The 20,550-nt window shown below is 37.2% G+C and carries 16 protein-coding genes; 8 read left to right on the top strand and 8 right to left on the bottom strand.

Features of this window, described 5'->3' with window-relative positions; genetic code table 11:
• Nucleotides 1-102: 102 nt before the first annotated feature.
• The 6 genes from parE (at nt 103) to KGI01_RS04000 (ending at nt 6,999) form a co-directional block, all read left to right on the top strand.
• The gene (gene parE / locus KGI01_RS04025; protein WP_068453543.1) at nt 103-2,082 is read left to right on the top strand and encodes a DNA topoisomerase IV subunit B; all 1,980 of its coding nucleotides are present in this window, start codon (nt 103-105) and stop codon (nt 2,080-2,082) included.
• Nucleotides 2,083-4,518, top strand: a complete 2,436-nt coding sequence (gene parC / locus KGI01_RS04020; protein WP_141273496.1) for a DNA topoisomerase IV subunit A — start codon at nt 2,083-2,085, stop codon at nt 4,516-4,518. It begins immediately after the preceding gene.
• Nucleotides 4,519-4,629: 111 nt separating this feature from the next.
• Nucleotides 4,630-5,220, top strand: coding sequence for a hypothetical protein (locus tag KGI01_RS04015; RefSeq protein WP_141273494.1), 591 nt, complete (start codon nt 4,630-4,632; stop codon nt 5,218-5,220).
• Between the two features lie 63 nt (nt 5,221-5,283).
• Nucleotides 5,284-5,853, top strand: coding sequence for an aldo/keto reductase (locus tag KGI01_RS04010; RefSeq protein WP_307723175.1), 570 nt, complete (start codon nt 5,284-5,286; stop codon nt 5,851-5,853).
• 276 nt (nt 5,854-6,129) lie between these two features.
• Nucleotides 6,130-6,516, top strand: a complete 387-nt coding sequence (locus KGI01_RS04005) for a VOC family protein (RefSeq protein ID WP_141273492.1) — start codon at nt 6,130-6,132, stop codon at nt 6,514-6,516.
• Nucleotides 6,517-6,519: 3 nt separating this feature from the next.
• Entirely contained in the window at nt 6,520-6,999 is a 480-nt protein-coding gene (locus KGI01_RS04000; RefSeq protein WP_141273490.1) for a GNAT family N-acetyltransferase, read from the top strand.
• A 228-nt stretch (nt 7,000-7,227) separates the two neighbouring features.
• On the opposite strand, the gene KGI01_RS03995 is transcribed toward KGI01_RS04000, so the two are convergent.
• From KGI01_RS03995 to KGI01_RS03980, 4 genes are all read right to left on the bottom strand, one after another.
• Nucleotides 7,228-8,400 carry an MFS transporter gene (locus KGI01_RS03995; RefSeq protein WP_141273488.1) on the bottom strand — a complete coding sequence of 391 codons (1,173 nt, stop codon included), beginning with the start codon at nt 8,398-8,400 and terminating at the stop codon, nt 7,228-7,230.
• Nucleotides 8,401-8,594: 194 nt separating this feature from the next.
• Nucleotides 8,595-8,795: a hypothetical protein gene (locus KGI01_RS03990; RefSeq protein WP_141273486.1), complete on the bottom strand. Its 201-nt coding sequence runs from the start codon at nt 8,793-8,795 to the stop codon at nt 8,595-8,597.
• A 186-nt stretch (nt 8,796-8,981) separates the two neighbouring features.
• Entirely contained in the window at nt 8,982-9,893 is a 912-nt protein-coding gene (locus KGI01_RS03985; RefSeq protein WP_141273484.1) for a DNA/RNA non-specific endonuclease, read from the bottom strand.
• Nucleotides 9,894-9,916: 23 nt separating this feature from the next.
• Nucleotides 9,917-10,627, bottom strand: coding sequence for a thermonuclease family protein (locus KGI01_RS03980; protein WP_141273482.1), 711 nt, complete (start codon nt 10,625-10,627; stop codon nt 9,917-9,919).
• Between the two features lie 205 nt (nt 10,628-10,832).
• Between KGI01_RS03980 and KGI01_RS03975 the strand changes: the two genes are divergently transcribed.
• Nucleotides 10,833-11,909, top strand: coding sequence for an iron-containing alcohol dehydrogenase family protein (locus tag KGI01_RS03975; protein ID WP_141273480.1), 1,077 nt, complete (start codon nt 10,833-10,835; stop codon nt 11,907-11,909).
• A 130-nt stretch (nt 11,910-12,039) separates the two neighbouring features.
• Here the strand turns inward: KGI01_RS03975 and KGI01_RS13790 are convergent, their stop codons facing one another.
• Complete coding sequence (locus tag KGI01_RS13790; protein ID WP_170214721.1) at nt 12,040-12,180, bottom strand: hypothetical protein; 141 nt, start codon at nt 12,178-12,180, stop codon at nt 12,040-12,042.
• Nucleotides 12,181-12,292: 112 nt separating this feature from the next.
• The gene (locus tag KGI01_RS03970; RefSeq protein WP_170214720.1) at nt 12,293-15,583 is read right to left on the bottom strand and encodes a S8 family peptidase; all 3,291 of its coding nucleotides are present in this window, start codon (nt 15,581-15,583) and stop codon (nt 12,293-12,295) included.
• A gap of 180 nt (nt 15,584-15,763) precedes the next feature.
• Between KGI01_RS03970 and KGI01_RS03965 the strand changes: the two genes are divergently transcribed.
• A complete protein-coding gene (locus KGI01_RS03965; RefSeq protein WP_141273476.1) occupies nt 15,764-16,096 on the top strand; it encodes a hypothetical protein in 333 nt (110 codons plus the stop codon).
• Nucleotides 16,097-16,129: 33 nt separating this feature from the next.
• On the opposite strand, the gene KGI01_RS03960 is transcribed toward KGI01_RS03965, so the two are convergent.
• Both KGI01_RS03960 and KGI01_RS03955 read right to left on the bottom strand, forming a co-directional pair.
• Nucleotides 16,130-19,435: a S8 family peptidase gene (locus KGI01_RS03960; protein ID WP_141273474.1), complete on the bottom strand. Its 3,306-nt coding sequence runs from the start codon at nt 19,433-19,435 to the stop codon at nt 16,130-16,132.
• Between the two features lie 219 nt (nt 19,436-19,654).
• On the bottom strand, nt 19,655-20,449 hold the full coding sequence (locus tag KGI01_RS03955; protein WP_141273472.1) for an SMI1/KNR4 family protein: 795 nt from the start codon (nt 20,447-20,449) through the stop codon (nt 19,655-19,657).
• Nucleotides 20,450-20,550: the final 101 nt, after the last annotated feature.

The raw sequence follows: 20,550 nt of genomic DNA, 5'->3' as shown, positions 1-20,550 counted from the left end.
AATCAAGCCTTATATATAGCCTGTATGCTGTTGACAGAAACGCTAAGTTCATACTAGACTTAAATAAAGCGAAACAGATGTTCGTGTTAGGAGAGGATTTTTTTGACGAAAAATAATACACTATCGTCTTATAATGAAGATGATATTCAAGTACTTGAAGGTCTTGAAGCAGTAAGAAAAAGACCAGGGATGTACATAGGGTCGACGGATAGTAGAGGTTTACATCATCTCGTTTACGAAATCGTCGATAACGCAGTTGATGAAGCGCTAGCAGGCTTCGGTAACCACATTATCGTCACATTACATGAAGATCAATCCATTAGCGTACGCGACTTCGGTCGAGGTATGCCTACAGGTATGCACAAAACAGGGAAGCCTACACCAGAGGTTATCTTTACTGTACTTCATGCAGGTGGTAAATTCGGTCAAGGTGGCTACAAAACTTCAGGAGGACTACATGGTGTAGGTTCATCCGTTGTAAACGCGCTGTCGTCGTTTTTAGAAGTAACAATTTACCGAGAAGGTACTAAGTATCAAATGCGTTTTGAAAACGGTGGAACGCCTGTAACGACGCTAGAACAGCTAGGTAAAACGAAAGAGACAGGAACACTGGTTCATTTTAAACCAGATCCAACGATTTTCTCCGTTACAAAATATAATTTCGATACATTAGCAGAACGATTACGTGAATCGGCTTTCTTATTAAAAGGGTTAAAAATCGAGTTAATTGATGAAAATACAGAAAAACATGAGGTGTATCATTATGAGAACGGGATTGAAGCATTCGTAGCCTATTTAAATGATGAAAAAGATGTGCTACACCCAGTCAAATATGTAGAAGGTACACAAGACCAAATTGAAGTGGAGTTTGCGTTCCAATACAATGACGGTTATTCAGAAACCATTCTATCTTTCGTAAATAATGTGCGTACACGTGATGGTGGTACACACGAAACAGGTGCGAAAGCTGCTTTAACGCGCGCTTTTAACGAATATGCACGTAAAGTAGGCTTATTAAAAGAAAAAGATAAAAACTTAGAGGGCTCAGATATTCGTGAAGGATTGGCTGCGATTGTTTCGGTTCGAATCCCAGAAGGCTTACTACAGTTTGAAGGACAAACAAAAGGAAAACTAGGTACAAGCGAAGCGCGTAGTGCAGTTGACCAAGTCGTCTCGACACAATTAATGTACATGCTAGAAGAAAATGCAGAGCTTAGTACATCGCTTGTGCGTAAAGCGATTCGCGCACAACAAGTACGTGAAGCAGCACGTAAGGCGAGAGAAGATGCACGTAATGGTAAAAAGAATAAAAAGCAATCGACGCTATTATCAGGTAAGTTAACGCCAGCACAATCAAAAAATGCGGCGAAAAATGAACTGTATTTAGTCGAAGGAGATTCAGCAGGTGGCTCAGCAAAACAAGGTCGTGACCGTTCATTCCAAGCGATTTTGCCACTTCGCGGTAAAGTCATTAATACTGAAAAAGCAAAATTACAAGACATTATGAAAAACGAAGAAATTGCGACAATCATTCATGCTGTTGGTGCGGGTGTCGGTGCAGACTTTAATGTAGAAGATGCAGCGTATGATAAAGTGATCATTATGACCGATGCCGATACAGATGGTGCGCACATTCAAGTATTATTATTAACATTCTTCTTCCGTTACATGCGACCACTTGTGGAAGCAGGGAAGGTCTATATTGCTCTACCACCGCTTTATAAAGTATCTAAAGGTACAGGACGTAAAGAAGTCATTGAATATGCATGGACAGAACGTGAATTAAATCAGGCAATTCAAAAAGTCGGAAAAGGCTATGTTTTACAACGCTATAAAGGTCTTGGTGAGATGAATGCTGACCAGTTATGGGATACGACGATGAATCCTGAAACACGTACATTAATTCGTGTGAAAATTAACGATTTAGAACGTGCAGAGCGCGGTGTTGCGACATTAATGGGCGATAAAGTAGAGCCACGTCGTAATTGGATTGAAACACATGTTGACTTCGGATTAGAAGAAGATGACAACATTTTAGAAAGTGAATTTATCGAGAAAAATGAAGAGCAGGGGGATCTGTAAATGACAGAGAAAGAGCAATTTCAAGATCTGCCTTTAGAAGAGGTTATTGGTGACCGATTTGGTCGTTATAGTAAATATATTATTCAAGATCGTGCATTACCAGATGCTCGTGACGGATTGAAGCCTGTACAACGTCGTATTTTATATGCGATGTTTATGGATCATAATACGCATGATAAGCCATTCCGTAAATCTGCTAAAACAGTAGGGAATGTAATTGCGAATTATCACCCACATGGCGATAGTTCAGTGTATGAAGCGATGGTTCGTCTATCACAAGATTGGAAATCACGTCATCCACTCGTTGAGATGCACGGGAATAACGGTTCGTTAGACGGTGACTCACCTGCTGCGATGCGTTATACAGAAGCACGTTTATCAAGTATTGCAGGTGAAATGTTACGCGATCTTCAAAAAGAGACGGTTGATTTCATTCCAAACTTTGATGACCAGGATATGGAGCCAACTGTATTACCTGCACGCTTCCCAAACTTATTAGTAAACGGTTCGACAGGAATTTCTGCAGGTTATGCGACAGATATTCCACCGCACGCACTGCATGAAGTCATCGATGCAGTACTCATGCGATTGAAAAATCAAAATGCCACAGTGGATGAACTGATGAAAGTCATTTCAGGTCCTGACTTCCCAACAGGTGGGATTATTCAAGGTGTGGCAGGAATTAAAAAAGCGTATGAAACGGGTCGCGGTAAAATTGTTGTACGTGCCAAAACACGCATTGAAACATTAAAAGGTTCAAAAGAGCAAATTGTCGTTGATGAAATTCCATACGACGTAAATAAAGCCAATCTTGTGAAAAAAATAGATGAGTTACGTGTCGATAAGCGCTTAGAAGGTATTGCAGAAGTACGTGATGAATCGGATCGTCAAGGTTTGCGAATCGTTATCGAGATGCGTCGTGACATTCCAGCAGAACCGATTTTACAATATCTCTTTAAAAATACGGATTTACAAGTAGCCTATAACTTTAACATGATTGCAATTCATGACCGTCGTCCAACGATGATGACATTACCGATGATGTTAGATGCGTATATCAAGCACCAAAAAGAGATTATTACGAAACGTAGCCAATTTGATTTACGAAAAGCACATGCGCGTCTACATATCGTAGAAGGTCTGATGAAGGCACTATCGATTTTAGACGAAGTTATTCAAGCGATTCGTGCATCAAAAGATAAAAAAGATGCAAAAAATAATTTAGAGACGAAATTCGACTTTACAGAAGTACAAGCAGAAGCGATTGTATCGCTGCAACTGTATCGTTTAACGAATACCGATATTACGGAATTACGTGAAGAAGAAGCGACATTGAATGCGACCATTGCGGAATTAGAAGGCATTTTACAAGATGAAAAAATACTTGTGGCTGTCTTGAAAAAAGAATTACTTGATATTCGTAAACGTTTTAAAGAAGATCGTCGTTCACTTATTCAAGAAGAAATTGCAGAGATTAAACTGAACATGGATGTATTAATTCCATCAGAAGATGTCATCGTTTCGGTGACGAAAGATGGCTATGTGAAGCGTACGAGTCTACGTTCATATAAATCTTCAAATGGCGAAGGTTTTGCGATGAAGGAATCGGATGAAATTGTCTTTAAACAACAATTGAATACGCAACAACATGTGCTTCTTTTCACAAACAAAGGACATTATATTTTCCAACCGATTCACGAGTTACCAGATATTCGTTGGAAAGACTTAGGGCAACATATTTCAAGCTTGGTCAATGTGACAGATGCAGAAGAACGTATTATCCGAGTAGTGGGTGTCGAAGATTTCGAAGCACCATTATATGTTGTGACGGTTTCAAAATATGGTCAAATTAAGCGAACACTTTTAAAAGAGTACTTTGTCACACGTTATAATAAGCCATTCAAAGCAGTAAATCTGAAAAAAGATGATGAATTACAATTTGCAGATATCGTAGCAGAGGACCAAGATGTCATCTTAACAACGTATATGAGTTTTGCCGTACGCTTCCCACTGGAGGAAGTACCACCAACAAGTGTACGAACAGCAGGTATTAAAGCAATTAATCTAAAAGACGATGATTATATTGCCGCAACAACGATTGTATCGCCAGAAGATGCAGGTGATGTTCTCATCATTACAACACGTGGTTCAGTGAAGAAGATGTCGATTAAGGAATACGAACCGACAGGACGTGCAAAACGCGGTCTTCAAACACTACGAGAACTAAAAACAAATCCACATCGTATTGAAGCCGTGCTACGTGTCGCACGTGGTACAACGGTAGAAATTGCGACAGAAAAAGAGATTGTCGAAGTCATCTCAACCGATCAATATCGCCATGCGGATCGTCTATCAAACGGTTCACCCGCAGTGAATACCGCAACAGACGGTGCGATTGTGCGTATTACAGTACAACCACCTGAAGAAGCAGAATAGAAATCAAAAGGAACCGTAGAATAAATTACGGTTCCTTTTTGTCGATTATGTGAAGAAGTAAGTCGTTCATTTAAAAGCGTAGTATACTGAACAAATAGAGGAGTGGAGTTTATGAATAGAATAGAGCAAGCGATGCAAGCGAAAAAGAAAAAGCAATTTGATGAGGCATTACAGTATTATCAACTCCATCAGCGAGAACAGGGCATTAGTGCAGGGCTATTACATTCGATTGCGAAAATTTATTATTTAAAAGGTGACGGAGAGATTGCACTTCGTTTTCATCTTGCAGCGACACACTTAACGCTACATATGGATCAAATCTTATTACAAAATGAAAATGAACAAGCGCTACAAGTATTAAAACGTTTACCAAGTGAAGTTCGTAAAACGTTGCCACATGATGTTGCAGGTATGCTTTATGTACATCTAAATGCAATCAATCATATCGCACATAGTTTACTAGATCGTCCTGCTACATGGCAGGAGAAGCCAGAGCTACAGCCGATTGCCAAGTTATATGCTGCGCGTGTATTAGGCGATGGTTCAGAGCATGCACTATATGAACAATACAATCAAACACCTGAAAGTATGCAACAAGTCGAACAGAAGAATTACTTGCCTGCTGGCTTCCAATATGCCTTCCAACAAATTAAGTGGCAGTCACTTGGAAATACAGATGTGAGAGCGTTATATTTCACATAAATAAAGATTTTTTGTAAAAGCCATTATATTTTCAGAAAATAAAGACTTATCGTATAATAAGCTATAGGTATTACCTTCAAATATGACGGTGTTGTCCGTTCGATTGATCGCTCGCTGAAAAAGATGAATCTCGATTATATCGATTTACTACTGGTTCATAGCCCACAACCATGGAAAGAGTTCCGCGAAGAAAATCGCTATTTTGAAGAAAATAAAGAAGTATGGCGTGCGATGGAAGATGCTTATAAAGAAGGAAAAGTGAAAGCGATTGGCTTATGTAACTTCCTGCAAGATGATATTGAAAACTTGCTAGAGAGTTGTGAAATTAAGCCGATGGTCAATCAAATTTTAGCGCATATTTCCAATACACCATTCGAATTAATCGAGTTTTGCCAAAAACACGCTATTCTCGTGGAAGCATATTCGCCAATTGGACATGGGGAAGTGTTACAACACCCTCGTCTTCAAGTAATGGCAGAACATTACGGTGTATCTGTAGCACAGCTTTGTTTATGCTATGATTTACAACTAGGTTTATCGGTTATTCCAAAATCAACTGATCGTACACATATAGAAGGAAATACAGCACTCGATTTTGAAATTAATGAAGCTGATATGGAAGCTTTAAAATAAATCGAAAAAATCGAAAGCTACGGAAAAGATAGCATCTATCCTGTTTTCGGTGGCAAAATCAAATAAAGTAAAAGTGAGGATGGGACAGAACATCTCATTTTCCTTTTTTAGAGTTCACAACGAAAAACTGGAACCGCACAATAGCGCGATTCCAGTTTTTCTTATGCTCATGATGTAGGATGGTGTTTTTACACTTATGTCCCATCCTCTTTTCTCTTTACATCCCACTTAAAAATCCGTATAATTCCATAAAATGAATAGAAAGGAATGATGATGTTGAATTGTACATTACGCTATATTATTTTATACGTCTCTGATTTTGACCAAGCCTATACGTTTTACAAAGATGTGCTGCAATTATCTGTTAAGATGCAGCAGGGTACATATGTGGAGTTTGATACAGGACAGACGACATTCGCGATCAATACACGAGACGCTGTAAGAGAAGAAATCGGCTTAATCGTTCCATACAAAACGGAAAAAACAGCAACATTTGAAGTTGCATTTACAGTGGAAGATGTTGCACAGACAATCGATGTCTTACGTTCAAAAGGCGTACAGATTATAAAAGAACCTGTAACGAAACCATGGGGACAAACAGTTGCCTATATAGCAGACCCAGACGGACATTATATTGAGATTTGTAGTGAGATAGGGGCGTAAACAATGTATAGTATTCGAAATATGACAGAACAAGATGTTTTAGCTGTGCAACAAGTGGCGACGGAGACATGGCACACAACATATGAGGGCATCATTCCACGTCCTATTCAAGATGCTTTTTTACAACAAGCCTATGAAGAATCTCGCTTATTCCAACGTTTACAGCATGGCTTTTTCTATGTAGTTGAAACAGAGGAAGCAGTAAGAGGTTTTGCCCATTTCTCACCTGTAGTAAATGGTATGGTTACGCTATACGCAATTTACATTCATCCGGCGCTACAAGGAAAAGGAGTAGGGACAGCTTTTTTACAAAAGCTTCATGAAGATGTAGCTGGTGTAGAAATGATTGAGGTAGAAGTAGAACAAGACAATCAAATTGGCATGCGTTTTTACGAAGCGAAGGGTTTTCAAGTACGTGAAATATATGAAGAAGACTTTGATGGTCACTTACTGAAAACAGTGAAAATGTATAAGGTTGTGTAAGATGATCCGATATAGACTTATTTTGATGATTGGTTTTTCGTTGACTTTTTTATTGCAAGATTCATTTTTTAAGCAATTTCATATATTTTCAATCTTCTTTTGAGAATGTTATTTGCTTGCTTTTTCTTATGTATGATTTGGTTAGTACAAAATAGAGGCTTTTCAAATAAACAATCTAAATAATTTAAAAAGAGCTTCAGCGGAAATACGCTGAAGCTCTCTTACATATTATGCGCTTTTTCGCATGATTCGTAAAAAATAAATGGTAGGTAAGATGAGTAGTGCAGATGCGAACAGTCCACCTTCAATAGACGTATAAAGTGCGATAAGTCCAACAAGTGGTCCACCTGCTACTTGACCAAAAGCATCAACTTGTCCATAGAAGGAGAGTGTTGTTGCGCGCCCTTTTGATTCTAGTTGTTTATTCATGAGAGGGTGGTTCACATTTCGTAGTGAAGCAACACATAAATAAAGTACAACAGCTACTATAAAATGTGTTGTAAAAGCGAAATAAATCATGAATAGTATGAGCACAGTATTCAACCACATGAGTAGACGCGCAAAATGCGAAGTAGCTATTTGTTCCATCCACTTGAGTAAACCAATATTGAGCAAGAATGTGAGCGCATAGAATAAGCCGAACCAATAGACGGTGTAATGCTCATTCAATTGGAAGTTTTCAATAAAGTGAGCGCCCCATAAACGATCAAATCCTTCACTAGCGAGACCCATAAATAATGTAATGCTTGCTAAAGAGAGGAGCGTTCGGTCAGATTGAATCACATTCCAACTCGATTGTAGTGCTATTTTCATGTGATGTAGGTGTGATGGCTTTCCTTGTGTGATAGGGACAAACTTTGTTTCAGGAATCCAAAAAATAGAGAGCAAAGCGATGAGTAATAATGCAGCACCAGCGAATAGGATGGCGATTTGTACTGTAAATAGACTGCCAATCGCTACACTTGTTAGAATACCGATAAAACTACCAATCGAACTAAATTTTGCACCATTTAAAAGTGTGTGATCCAGCTGTTCTGGTGTGATTTCATCTGCAATCCATGCAGTTTCAGCACCGCTAATAAATGTCCAACCAATTCCCCATAATGCAGCCGCAATCGCAATCGCTGTAAAAGAGGGGATGCTGCCTTCTAAAAGATGCGCACCTCCAATAATGATTGTCCCGATAATAATGGATTTTTTACGACCAAACAAATCAGCGACTAACCCCGTAGGAATCTCACATAGTAAAACGGCTAATTCCATAATTGTCCCGATTAAAACAAGCTCTAATGGATTCAGTTGTGCATCTGAAACGTAGTAAATGATATTTAAAGTGAAAACAATTTGTAAACAAAATGCGCGTGAACTTGTAAAAGCATAATAAATAGATGGTGTTGTCATGTGTAACCTCCGAATGAAATTCATTTCAATACGGAGAATACGTCATTCCTTAAATGTGCATACCCTCCGTTTTAGGTGATGCAATGCAAGTAATGACTGTCATATTCATTCGCTCCTTTTTCATAGATTGCTTCGATTGTAACATAATTTGTAAAATAAAAAACTTCCACATCATTTGTAGAAGTTTTTTATAGTTAGAAAGAAATGTTCATGCGGTTCAGTAGTTGTTGCATGATTTCAGCGCTACCATCTTGAAACATAAAAATGGAAAAAGCAATCATACAGACACCTGTTAAAGAAGCGAACCACTTCTTTGAAGGCATCCATTGTTTTCGAAAAGCCGTAATCAGTAATACAATACCCATCAATAAAATCAGAAAATACCAAAACCCCATATGTTCTCACTCCTTTCTATTTTGATTAAGAACGAAAATAGAAGGAAGAAGTTCCAAATAATGTTTTAGGATTTGCTTAATAGAAGATAACTAAAATAAATGATTGGTTATACAAATGTGAACCAAGCATAAAAAATACGCTGGATAATCGATTGATTACCTAGCGTATTTTATTTATTGTGAAGTTTATTCGCCTACAAGTCCGTCACCGTCGCGGTCATCCATATAAGGATATAACCAGTGATCTTTTGTAATTGGCATTTTGAATCCAGCTGCTTTTGCTTCTTTAATGGTGACTTGTCCGTTACCATCTGTATCTACAGCTGATACGTCACCTTTTGTTTGTGGTTTTGAAGAAGTTGTCGGTTGCTTTTTAGTTAAACCGAGTTCTTCATTTCGCTGATCTGGATTACCGTTTGCATATTCATCTACAACGCGATTACCTTTAATTGTGTATGTGTATTTATAACGGGAAGGAATTTGTGTTTTCGTATTTGGATACGTGATAATCGCTTCAAAATCTGTTGCGCCACCTGCTTTACGAATCGCGTCTTCCATATAGGCTTGGTCACCATGACGGTTTAGCGTACTATCTTGTGGTGTAATGTTATAAGCATTTGATACACCACCAAGTGAATCGGCAATGACATGTCCTTCGTCTAAATCTTTACGTTCGACACCTGGAACTTTCGCTTCGTCTCTACAGTATCTTCCTGATGATGTAACTTGTTCAGTACGATCATTTTGTAAGGTGATCTTTTTAGCAGTGACGCGAATTAATTGGCCATATTCGTTTGTAAATGCCCAATACTCACGATTTCCAAAGCCGATGTCTACTACAACATTTGCTTCACGACTCCCAGATAAATTACAAGCATTCGCTTTGATTAATTTGTAGCCTTTGAATTCATCTTTTGAAGATGTTGTGTTTTCTTCTTTTTGAGTAGGTTGTTTTTCTTGTGTGTTACTTTGATTGTCATTTGCTTGTTGTGTTGACTCGGTTGTTTGTTGTTCAACCGGTGCAGTTTTTTCTTCCGAGCATCCAACAAGTGCAAAACTAATGGATGCTAGTAAACCTAATTTAATCAGTGTTTTCATAGATGTCTTACTTCCTTTATTCATTAGCGTTCACACGCCCAGTTATCGTGGTCGCGGTCCATCTTTGCTTGGTAAGCAGGGTGACTTTTCGGTACACCATTTGGATAGACTTTGCGTAATTCAGTGCAGTTTTTAAATGTTTTTGATGTGTTGACCGTCACAGTAGAAGAAGGTTTTTTAGAAGCGAAACCGCTGTTCGTTACATAACCTTTCTTAGACCAAATACGTAACTTTTCTTTTTTTGCTTTAGACTGTGCAACGAAATATTTCGTTTTATATTTCGTGTTCGGTGCGTAAACATATGCAACGCGAGCATAGCCTTTACGTACAAGCTCTAAATTCAAGTCTTTACCGTCAACATACACATACGCTAATTTACGTCCGTATTTATCACCTTTATAGCCTGTACGGTCAAAATCCAGTTGAATTTTTTTTGCTTTTTTTAAGCGATTCTTCGTATAGTTACTAGCTTCTTTACCATAAGGTTGAACTCCCTTAGAAGGGTGGACCGTTTCAGGTGTATCAACAAGTAGGAAGCGCACTTTCATATTCTTTCCCTTATACTTAAATGTTGCTGTATCACCATCTGTCGCACGCACAAGTGATACGGTTTTAAGAGAAGCCGCTGTAACGGTTTTCGGTGTTGCGTCGATTGGGTTTAACATCGATCCGCCAACTAACGAGATGCCAAGTACACTCGCCAAAACTGTCTTTTTTAATAAAGCCCAATTCATGTTCAATTCACTCCAAGTCATTTACTTTGTTGGAATCGTTTAGATATTCCAACATGAATAAACTAACGATAGAAGAAAAGCATGTACTTGTCAATTAAAGTGAAAAAAGCATCTTTTTTGTGAATTCATGTTATTTTTAAAGTATAAAATATTCTGAAAATCGTTTATCATAGTAAATAGCATATAAAGAAAGAAGGTAATCATCATGAAGACAATTGAAGTACATGCAGCGCCAAGTGAATATATTTTAAAAGAAGGTGCTTTTGAATTATTAGAAGAAAAATTACAACAACGTGGCATCCAAAGTATCCTTGTTGTGACAGGCACGAAGTCATATGAAGCTGCAAAAGCGTATTGGCCAGAGATGCCGAGTATGACAGAAACTTTTTATACATATCAAGGTGAATGTTCTTTCGCTGAGATTGATAAAGTGGTAACAAAAGCGAAAAAAGTCGATGCGATTGTTGCTTTAGGCGGGGGAAAGGTAATTGATTTAGCGAAAGCAGCAGCGAATGAATTACATAAGCAAGTAATTGTTTTACCGACACTAGCATCTAACTGCGCACCGTGGACACCGCTAAGTGTTATTTATGATAATGAAGGGGCATTCCATCATTACGACATCTATCCAATTGCGACGAGTTTATTATTGATTGAGCCGAAGTTACTACTTCATGCGCCGCGTGATTTATTCGTTGCGGGTATTGGTGATACGTTAGCGAAGTGGTATGAAGCCGATGTACAATTACGTACAATCGAGCATTTACCTGTACCGCTCATGATTTCGTATGAAGCAGCGAAACAGTGTAAAGAGTTATTATTACGCGATTCAAAAGAGGCTTTACGTGCGATGGATGATAGAGTACTAAATGATGCCTTTATTCAAGTGGTAGAAGTGATGTTCATGTATGCAGGTATGGTTGGAGGTTATGGTGATCATTATGGGCGTACAGCAGGTGCACATGCAGTTCATAATGGATTAACGGCTTTAGAGGAGAGTCATGCGTTGTTACATGGTGTAAAAGTGGCTTATGGCATCTGTGTTCAACTCATGCTTGAAAATCGTCCAGAAGAAGTACAAGCGTTGCGCACATTTTATGAGGAATTACATCTTCCTCAAACATTAAAAGAGCTAGGTTTAACCGAAGTAACAGCTCAACGATTGCAAGAAGTAGCTAAAAAAACAACGATTCCAACAGAGTCAATTCATTTAATGCCAATTGGTGAAATAACGAGTGAACGCGTACTAGAAGCGATGCAAGCACTTGAACAACTCGTATAATTAAAAATAACTTGTAGGTCGTAAAAGACCTGCAAGTTATTTTTTAAAATAAACCTCTCTAGTCTATATAAAAAATAAAAAAACAAAAAACAGCTTCATAAAAAAGAGAGGCTTTAAAATAGTACTAGCCTCACTTTAGTGTATAGTTTTTATTATAGGCAGAGAGAACATCGTCTTTATCCTTTGGTTTAATCGCAATATAAAAGGTAGCACCAATGATAATAAATGCAATCATCCCAATTAATAAAAATAGTTTTGAACGATTTTCCATATACTTCGCCTCCTAGTCACTTCATTCATATAACCGTTCCCGTATTTTTAACTAGTAGACCATCCCATTAAAAAAACAGGGGAAACGGTATTCGTTTCCCCTGTTTTAATAGTTATTTTTGTAATGTTAGACGCAATTTATAAGGATCTACAAATGCATTTCCTTGACGGTCTTTTACTTTAATCGCATAGGTCGTATTTTTCTTGAACGTGTAAGAGCCGATTTCTTCATCACCTACACCGTATGCATCGAATGTTTTAAGTTTTTTACCATTTGCATATAACGTAATGACAGGGTCAAAATCTGCCGCGCCGCTTAACACTAAACGCACTTTTTTCGTTGTTTTATTTTTGAATGCATACCAGTCTTCATCACCTTGTAGATGGCCAGGATTTAGATAACCTGTTTTTTCATAAACCGAGGCACTTTTCTTCGTTAATGAAATAGGGTGAGAAGGGCGATTATTTTTTACTTTATTTTTTGCATCTTCATCTTTTGTTACAACTTGTTGAATTTTTAACTCATAAGGATAAATCGAGAATAAATCCGTTGTTAAAAAAGCAGTGGGTTGAGCTAATACGAAGAATGTATCGCCTTTTTTCGCTTCAATTGAACCGCTAATTGGCTCATCATTTAAGTCATTTCTAACAGGCTTAAATGTAGATAGATCATGTCCATCCATTTTACGATTATGGTTGATATCTTCATAAACTGTAATAGACTTCGTGTACAGGTTATGCCATTCTTGTGAATATTTCGTATCATCAAATGGACTTAAATCCATCTTCATTTGATAGATACCATCTTTTGGTGCTTTAAAGTAATAGAAGTCTACATCGTTTGGACGTGCAAAATTCGCTGTTACTTTTTGATTTACACGAATCGTTTTTGCTTGTTCAGGTACATTGTTTTGCTCGTATTTGTCTACTATATTTGATTGTAATTTTTTCGCTGTGACACGATAGCCATTTTTCGGAATCGAGCCAACTGAGCCAACACCAACTTCTACTAGATACGTCGTATTTGCTTGTAAACTCGCAATGGCTTTTTTCTTCATAATACCGTCTTCTGTACTATTGGAAGCTAAAAATTCTTCTGAACGCATACCTGTTTTTGGATCATTTTGTACTTCATAAATTGTGACAGAAGGTTGTTCAGCAGCGTGTGCGACAGCAGTATTAAATTCATAAAAACCAGAAGTAGTGGTTTTGAAGTAATAACCATCTAAGTCAGTTGAACCTTGTAAAAAGCCTTCTACACCATTCACTACATCAAATGGTCGGCCTTTTTTCTTAAATAATTGTTCGAGTGTGTACACTTTAGTCGGGTTTGTACGATCTATTTTTTGACTTGTTTCTGGATTAAATATGATTGAGTCTTCATCGGCTGGCATCGTACGACTTGATAATGTCAGTTGATAAGGCAGTAAAGATGCTTTTGGTGAGACAACACCTTCTTTTAATTGATTAAGGACATCTTCTTCAGGCATTGCTTCACTATTGCTACTGTTCGATACGATAACTTCATATTCTTCACCTGTTGTGGCAGGGAACGAAGCATATTCAGCTTTTCCAATACCATTTTTATTAATCGAAACAAGTGGTGCACTGCTTTCTTTATTTAATAAATCTTGTTTTTTGTAGACTTCAATCGAAAGGTCAACACCAGGGAGAGCAGATGTTTGAACTTGAACTAATTCATCTTTTGTTGCTTTTACATGAAAGACGTCTTGGTCCACCCCATCAGCTGTTTCGTTCATATATAGTCCATATACTTTTGTATTTGTACTTTTTAATACCATCGGTTTTTTAATCGAAGCTTCATCTTTTGGTTTACTAGACTGTTTTAAAATATCTAGTGTATAAGGTGTATTAGCGTGTCCATAGACATTTTTAATACCAATTGCGACTTTGCCGTCTTCTTTTGCCTGTACAAACCCGGCTTCTTTTTCACTAACGCCCGTATCTTGAATCGTTTTTGTTTGAACTTTTGTACCGAATGTTTTTAAAGTAAGTTTTAAATCCGTTACGTTGTTAGATGAGGCAGTAGCTTGGATTAGTTCACCTTTTTTTACAGGTATTTGATACCATTTTGTTTCATTCGGTTGTTTAAGTGTCCCTTTTTTCGTTTGTGTTCCCTTTATAACCGTAGCATCTTTTAAAATGGTTGCGTTCGTCCATTTTTTTGATGTAAATGTCGGGATGTTCCCTTTAAAATTTTGAGCTGCCAGTGGTTGAATGAAACCATAACCATATTTTAAGTCATAACCTTTTGTTCCAAGGTCTTTTGCTGTTTTTTCAAGTACATAGGCAAGTTGCTCTGGTGAATAAGCGTGATTGATAAGTAGGGAAGAAGCGATACCTGCAGCAGCAGGTGAAGCCATCGATGTGCCACTCATCGTTTCAAAAGTTGAGCCACGTGTTGCGTCATAAGAAGTGGAATAAATATCCTCACCAGGAGCCATTAAATCGAGTGAAGCTCCATAATTTGAAAAATCACTGCGTTTTTTCTCCGCATTCACTGAGCCAATACTGATGACATTCTCTAAAGAAGCAGGATAATCCGGGCGATCTGTATCGTCATTACCAGAAGCTGCAAATACTGCGACTCCTTTTGCATGTGCTTTTTGCACAGCTTGGTCGACAAGAGGTGAATATAATTCATTACCTAAACTCAAATTAATCACTTTTGCGCCATCTTTTATTGCCTGTAGAATCGCTTTTGCTACATCATAGTCAGCAGCATATTCAGAGCCATCGAAAACATCGTAAGATAGAATTTCAGCATTTGGATTAACACCATATCCACCAATACCATTATTCATTTTCGCTGCTATAATTCCTGCAACATGTGTACCATGTGATTTTTTGACTTGTGCTTTCATTGGATTCGCGATATTTAGTGCCTTTTTTACTTGGCCTTTTAATTCAACATGATTCGCATCGACACCAGTATCAATGACAGCAACTTTGATTTTTTTCTTTTTCGTTTGTTGCATTAGCTTTTTTGTTTGAAATAATTGATGCGTATATTGTAAAGATGCTTTTTCATCCGTTTGTCCAGAAGTTTCATACAATGGACTTAGAGAGAGGCGTTCAAATCGAGCGTCTTGTGAAAACCAATCAATCGCTTTTTTCATCGCTTCATCTGTTTTAAACTGAACAACCATTGTGTGCAGATCTGGAATTTGTTGTATAATCGTACCTTTCAGTTGCTGAATCTCTTGGTATGTATAGTCATTTGAAGACTGAATAACAAGTGTACGTTTTGCATAGGATTTTTTTGTAAGATTTTTTTGAATTGAAGAATTAGTTGCCTGTGCAACTGGTGCTGGCAATGCAGCTGTTAATAGTAGGGCAGAAGCTGCCACTGTCGATACCCATTTATAAATTGTTGGTTTCAAAGAATCACTCCCGTAAATAAATTGCTTTTGTATCATAACACAAAGCTTTTGTCTATGCAGTGATTTATATGACGTGAATTTGTATTAAAAAGATGCCTAAAATAGCCAATTTCTATAGAATGTTATGATATAAAGGATGCTTGAAAGGTGAAAGAATTAAAAATTAGGGAGGAATAAAATATGTGTGCGCGATATACATGCCCCATTTGTGGGTATGAGGGATTAGCAGAACCCCCGTATTACGATGACTTCGCTGGAAGTAATGAAATATGTGCCTGTTGTGGTTTTGAGTTTGGAGTAGATGATTTTGATTGTGATGCATTTGAACATGACGGTTTAACAGAGCGACAAATTGTAGAAAAGTCACATCATATTTGGCGAGAAAAATGGATAAATCGTCATTTTGAGTTATTTGATGCAAGCGCCTTTCCTAAAGAGAAGAAACATGGACGATTTTTAAAAGAAGCAGAAGTAATCAAGCAATTAAATCGTATAAAAAAAGAGGGGCTTTGACAATATGAATTGTCTAAGTCCCTCTTTTACTTCTTATTTTTTAACCGTTAGTGTATAAGGTTGAATCGACGCGCGTTTTAAACGGTCTGTTACTTTGAAATAGTATGTTCCTTTTGATGCGTTCAATGTCAGTTTTTCGGCATCGCCGTCACCGTAAAGATCCGTTTTGGATAGGCGTTTACCATCTTTATAGACTTCTAGTACACCGTCTAGGCTTGTTGGCACATCAAGCGTTACCGTTAATTTGCCTTTTTTCGTTGCTTTATAGACGAACCAATCGGCATCACCGTTTGTAAAGCCCGCATTCATGTAAGCAGAAGCTGAAACCGTAGAAGCTGATTTTTTCTTGAAAGCAATTGGTTTCGAAGGTTTGTTATTTTTAACGACACTTTTTGCATCTTCATCGACTGAAGGAGCTGCTTGAATCGCTAATTCATATGGACGAGCAGAGAACATAAATGCTTCAAATGCCGTTGGTTGAACTGCGACAAAGTAATGTTCACCTTTTTTCATTTCGACACCAGAATGTAAGGATAAATCATTTTGCATATCTTCTAAATAAATAGAAGATTCCATTTCATTGGCATCTAAACGTTTATTATGATTTTTGTCTAGTACTAATTGAACTGTTGAAATATAACGATTGCGCAATAAAGTAGGCAATGTTTGTAAATCATTCTTTGTTAAATTTTTCAACTGATAATCCACACTATAAATACCTGTTTTTGGTGCTTCATAGTAGTAGAAATCTACATCATTAAATGTTGAAACATTGGCAATTAATTTACCTGATTTCGGGAATGATGCAGCTTGTTCAGGCTGATTATTTGCTTCAAATGAATCAGCCACTTTCGTTTTAATTGTTTCCACGTTTAATGTATAGCCATCAAAAGGAATGGTTTGGTCATAATTTGCATTAACACGTAGGACATATTCTGTATTCGCTTTTAATCCCATCATCATGAAAGAACCATCCGCAGTATGGTCACTCGTATTATCATAAATGTCTTCTAAATCCACCATTTCTTGACCATCTACTGTTTCCGTCATCGCTTCAGCTAATACTACGTTCGGTAAATTACGCATATTTTTCGTTTGAATGTGTAGTTTATAAATACCGTCCGCATTCGTTTTAAAATGATACGCATCGTAGTCGCTCGAACCTTGTAAATGACCCGTTACTTCTTTTGATAAATCAAACGGACGACCTAATGCCTTGATCTGTTCTACTTCATTTTCAAAATTCAGTTCTTCTTCTCCAACATACGGAAGTTGATCTTCATCTGCTGGCATCGCTTTTGTCGCAAATGTTACTTCATAAGGGAATAGAGCACTCTCTGGCTTCATTTCAAAATTTGGTTCCTGACCAGACATCATCATTTGAAGCAGTTGTTCAAAATTAATCTCAGCATCAGCTGTATTTTTAAGAACAATATAGTAATCCTCTCCAGCTTTTGTCGCAAATGATAGTGTATTCTCCGTATTTGCTTTTAAACTATTGCCTTGTACAATCGGTGATACTTCTTCTGTTGCATCCTCAGGAGGATTAAAGCCTTGTTTGTCATATACAATCACGCTCGTCGTTACATTTGGAATATTTGACAGTGTAAGCGATACAAGTTCATCTTTTGTAGCTTTAAAATGGAAGACATCTTCATCTACCTCACCAAGTGGTTGGAAATATTGATTATCAATTGTTGTGTTTAAGTCTGTTAATTCAGCCACTTGCTCGCGACTTGATTCATCTTCAGGGAACATGCCTGTTTGTATATCAAGTGCATATGGTGATTGACTAATGCGACCATTCACGTCGCTCACACCTACAGTCATAACCCCGTCAAATGGTGCTTCGATATATTTAGATTCTACTTCGTTTTCACGGGCGCTGTTATAAACTGCTTTTTGAGAAGATTCATCACCATAAAAACGAACGTCTAGTTGTAAATCAGCTAACTTATCACCTTTTACTGTTAGTTGAATAGGTTGGCCTTTCGTAACGTTGACACGAACCCATTGCTGCTCGTAGCGTTGTTTTAGTGATTTTGTAACGGGTTTGTTCAATGTTGCATCTTCCGCACTATGTTTAATTTCCTCATCATTCCACTGTTTTGTTGTTTGAACAGGAATATTTTTCGGATTGAACTGCATCGCTTTTACGGGATTTACAAGCCCAAATCCATACTTTGCATCAAAACCCTTTTCACCTAAGTCAGTCGCTGTATGTTCTAAAATATATTCTACTTGATCAGGTGTTAAGTTTGGATTTTTCGATAAAATCAGTGATGCAATGCCTGCTACAACAGGAGAAGCCATCGACGTACCGCTCATTTTTTCAAATGAAGCACCACGTTTTTGATAACTTGTCGAATAAATATCTTCACCAGGTGCTACAATATCTGTCGATACACCGTAAGAAGAGAAGTCACTTAACTTTTTCGTATTACCAACAGAGCCAACACTAATGACATTTTTATAACTAGCGGGGTATTGCTTTTGATCTGTGCCTGTATTACCTGCTGCTGCGATGACTGTAACTCCTTTTTCGTGTGCATACGCAATCGCTTCATCCATTACAGGAGAAGGGGAAGCAGAACCAAGACTCATATTGATAACTTTTGCACCATCTTTTGTCGCTTGAATTATCGCTTTTGAGATGATGTAATCGTACGCACCATCTGAACCATTGAACACATCATATCCTAAAATTTGTGCGTTCGGATTCAGACCATATCCGCCAATACCATTATTTTTTACTGCGCCAATAATGCCCGCGACATGTGTACCGTGTGAACCTTTTTCTGCTACATGTAAAGGATTAACTGTATTCTTTGTTGCCACAATATTTTTTTGTAAATCAGGATGTGTAGCATCGACACCTTCATCAATGACTGCAACTTTGATTTTATTTTTCCCTTGTAACTTTTGAGCTGCAGGAGATTGCAGTAGCTTATGTAAAGCTTGTTTTGTTGCTTTTGGATCGACATTACCTAATTTTTTATAAATTGGACTTAGTGATATACGTTCAACTTGTTTCATTTTTGCTAATTTTGGGATTGCAGCTTTCCATGCTTTTTCAGACTTGAACGACAGTACCGTATACTGAATTGCTGAAATACGTTCTTGTTTCGTTGCATTTAACTGTTTTAATTCGCGTGCTGTAAATTCTTTTGTCGAGCGAATAATCAATTTATTTTTTTCGTATGCTGAATCATCAGATGTTGTTTGAACCATGTGTGTTAGATTCTGTTGTTTTTGTACAGCTTGTGTAGAGCTAATAGGTGTTGCGAGTAATAGTGCACCTAAACTTAGTGCGGCAATCGGACGTAAATGCTTTTTCAAATAACCACTCCTTTATAATAAAATACATGGACATCATACCATATTTTGAAATAATTTTATAATATTTGTAATAAATAAATTTGATAATCATTTTAAATTAATTATAAATATACCTCTCTAGTCTATATATAAAATAGTAAAAAGCCCATTATAAAAATAAATATGCACTTAAAAAATTAAAAACCCCATATAATTCCAAATATACAGGATTTTATATATTTAATATACTAGCATCTCAGGTTTCGTCAATTTAGCTTGTAACTGCTTTCCAAGCTTCCTTGCATAGGGATCATGGAACGCCTGTAACAAGTTGATTGCTTCTTGAAGTGAAGTTAAAGGCCAGCGCTCATGTGGATGAAGTTTTATTTGTTGAAGAAGACCAGCACCAATATACCATGCAAGCTGTGTATCCTGCTTTCTCTTTAATGTATAAATAGCCAATTGACTATACCATTCAAAGTCATTTGCTTCATAGGAGAATTGTTCGAAACAAGCAGCAATATGTGTTGCTGATTTTCCTTTTTTTACATAGCGTTCAAATTGAAGAGATGTATAAATGAAATCACTTATCTCTTCCATGTACGCTGTATCTAACTTCTTTATAAATGATTTAAAGTGGCGTGCGGCTTTTATGACTTCTTTCGTATGACGGTGAATGAAAACAATAGGTGGGTTACCTTTTCTATGCACTGTATAATCAAAAGCAATAAAAATATGATGACTGCATGCAAATACGATATAGCGTTCATCGATGTCAAGCTGTGTGGTAATCTGTTTTGATTCAATAACTCCTTCGTCTATAGAAAGAGGCAGAAATACATCGATTTCAATCGAATCTTCACGTAATTTACGAGAAGAAAAGGTAGAATAGGCTAACGAGCCCCCATTGTGCATCATCATCAGTTTTTTATAACTATTTGGTAATTCAATTGAGAAAAACGATTCAATAAATTCAATCGTTTGAGAAGTTACAGATTCAAAAGTTTGTTCGTCATCAAAAATATAGGCATACATAATTTAGCCTCCTTTTTATATTTTGATTGTATCGAATGATTTTGAAGTTAATATGAAAAAAATGTAAAATTTATGTTTGATTTGCGTTGTAATTGTTAATA

The sequence above is a fragment of the Kurthia gibsonii genome (assembly GCF_006539985.1).
GTDB classification, from domain to species: domain Bacteria; phylum Bacillota; class Bacilli; order Bacillales_A; family Planococcaceae; genus Kurthia; species Kurthia gibsonii.
Note: the sequence above shows the minus strand (reverse complement) of the source record. Positions and strands in the feature narration are given on the sequence as shown.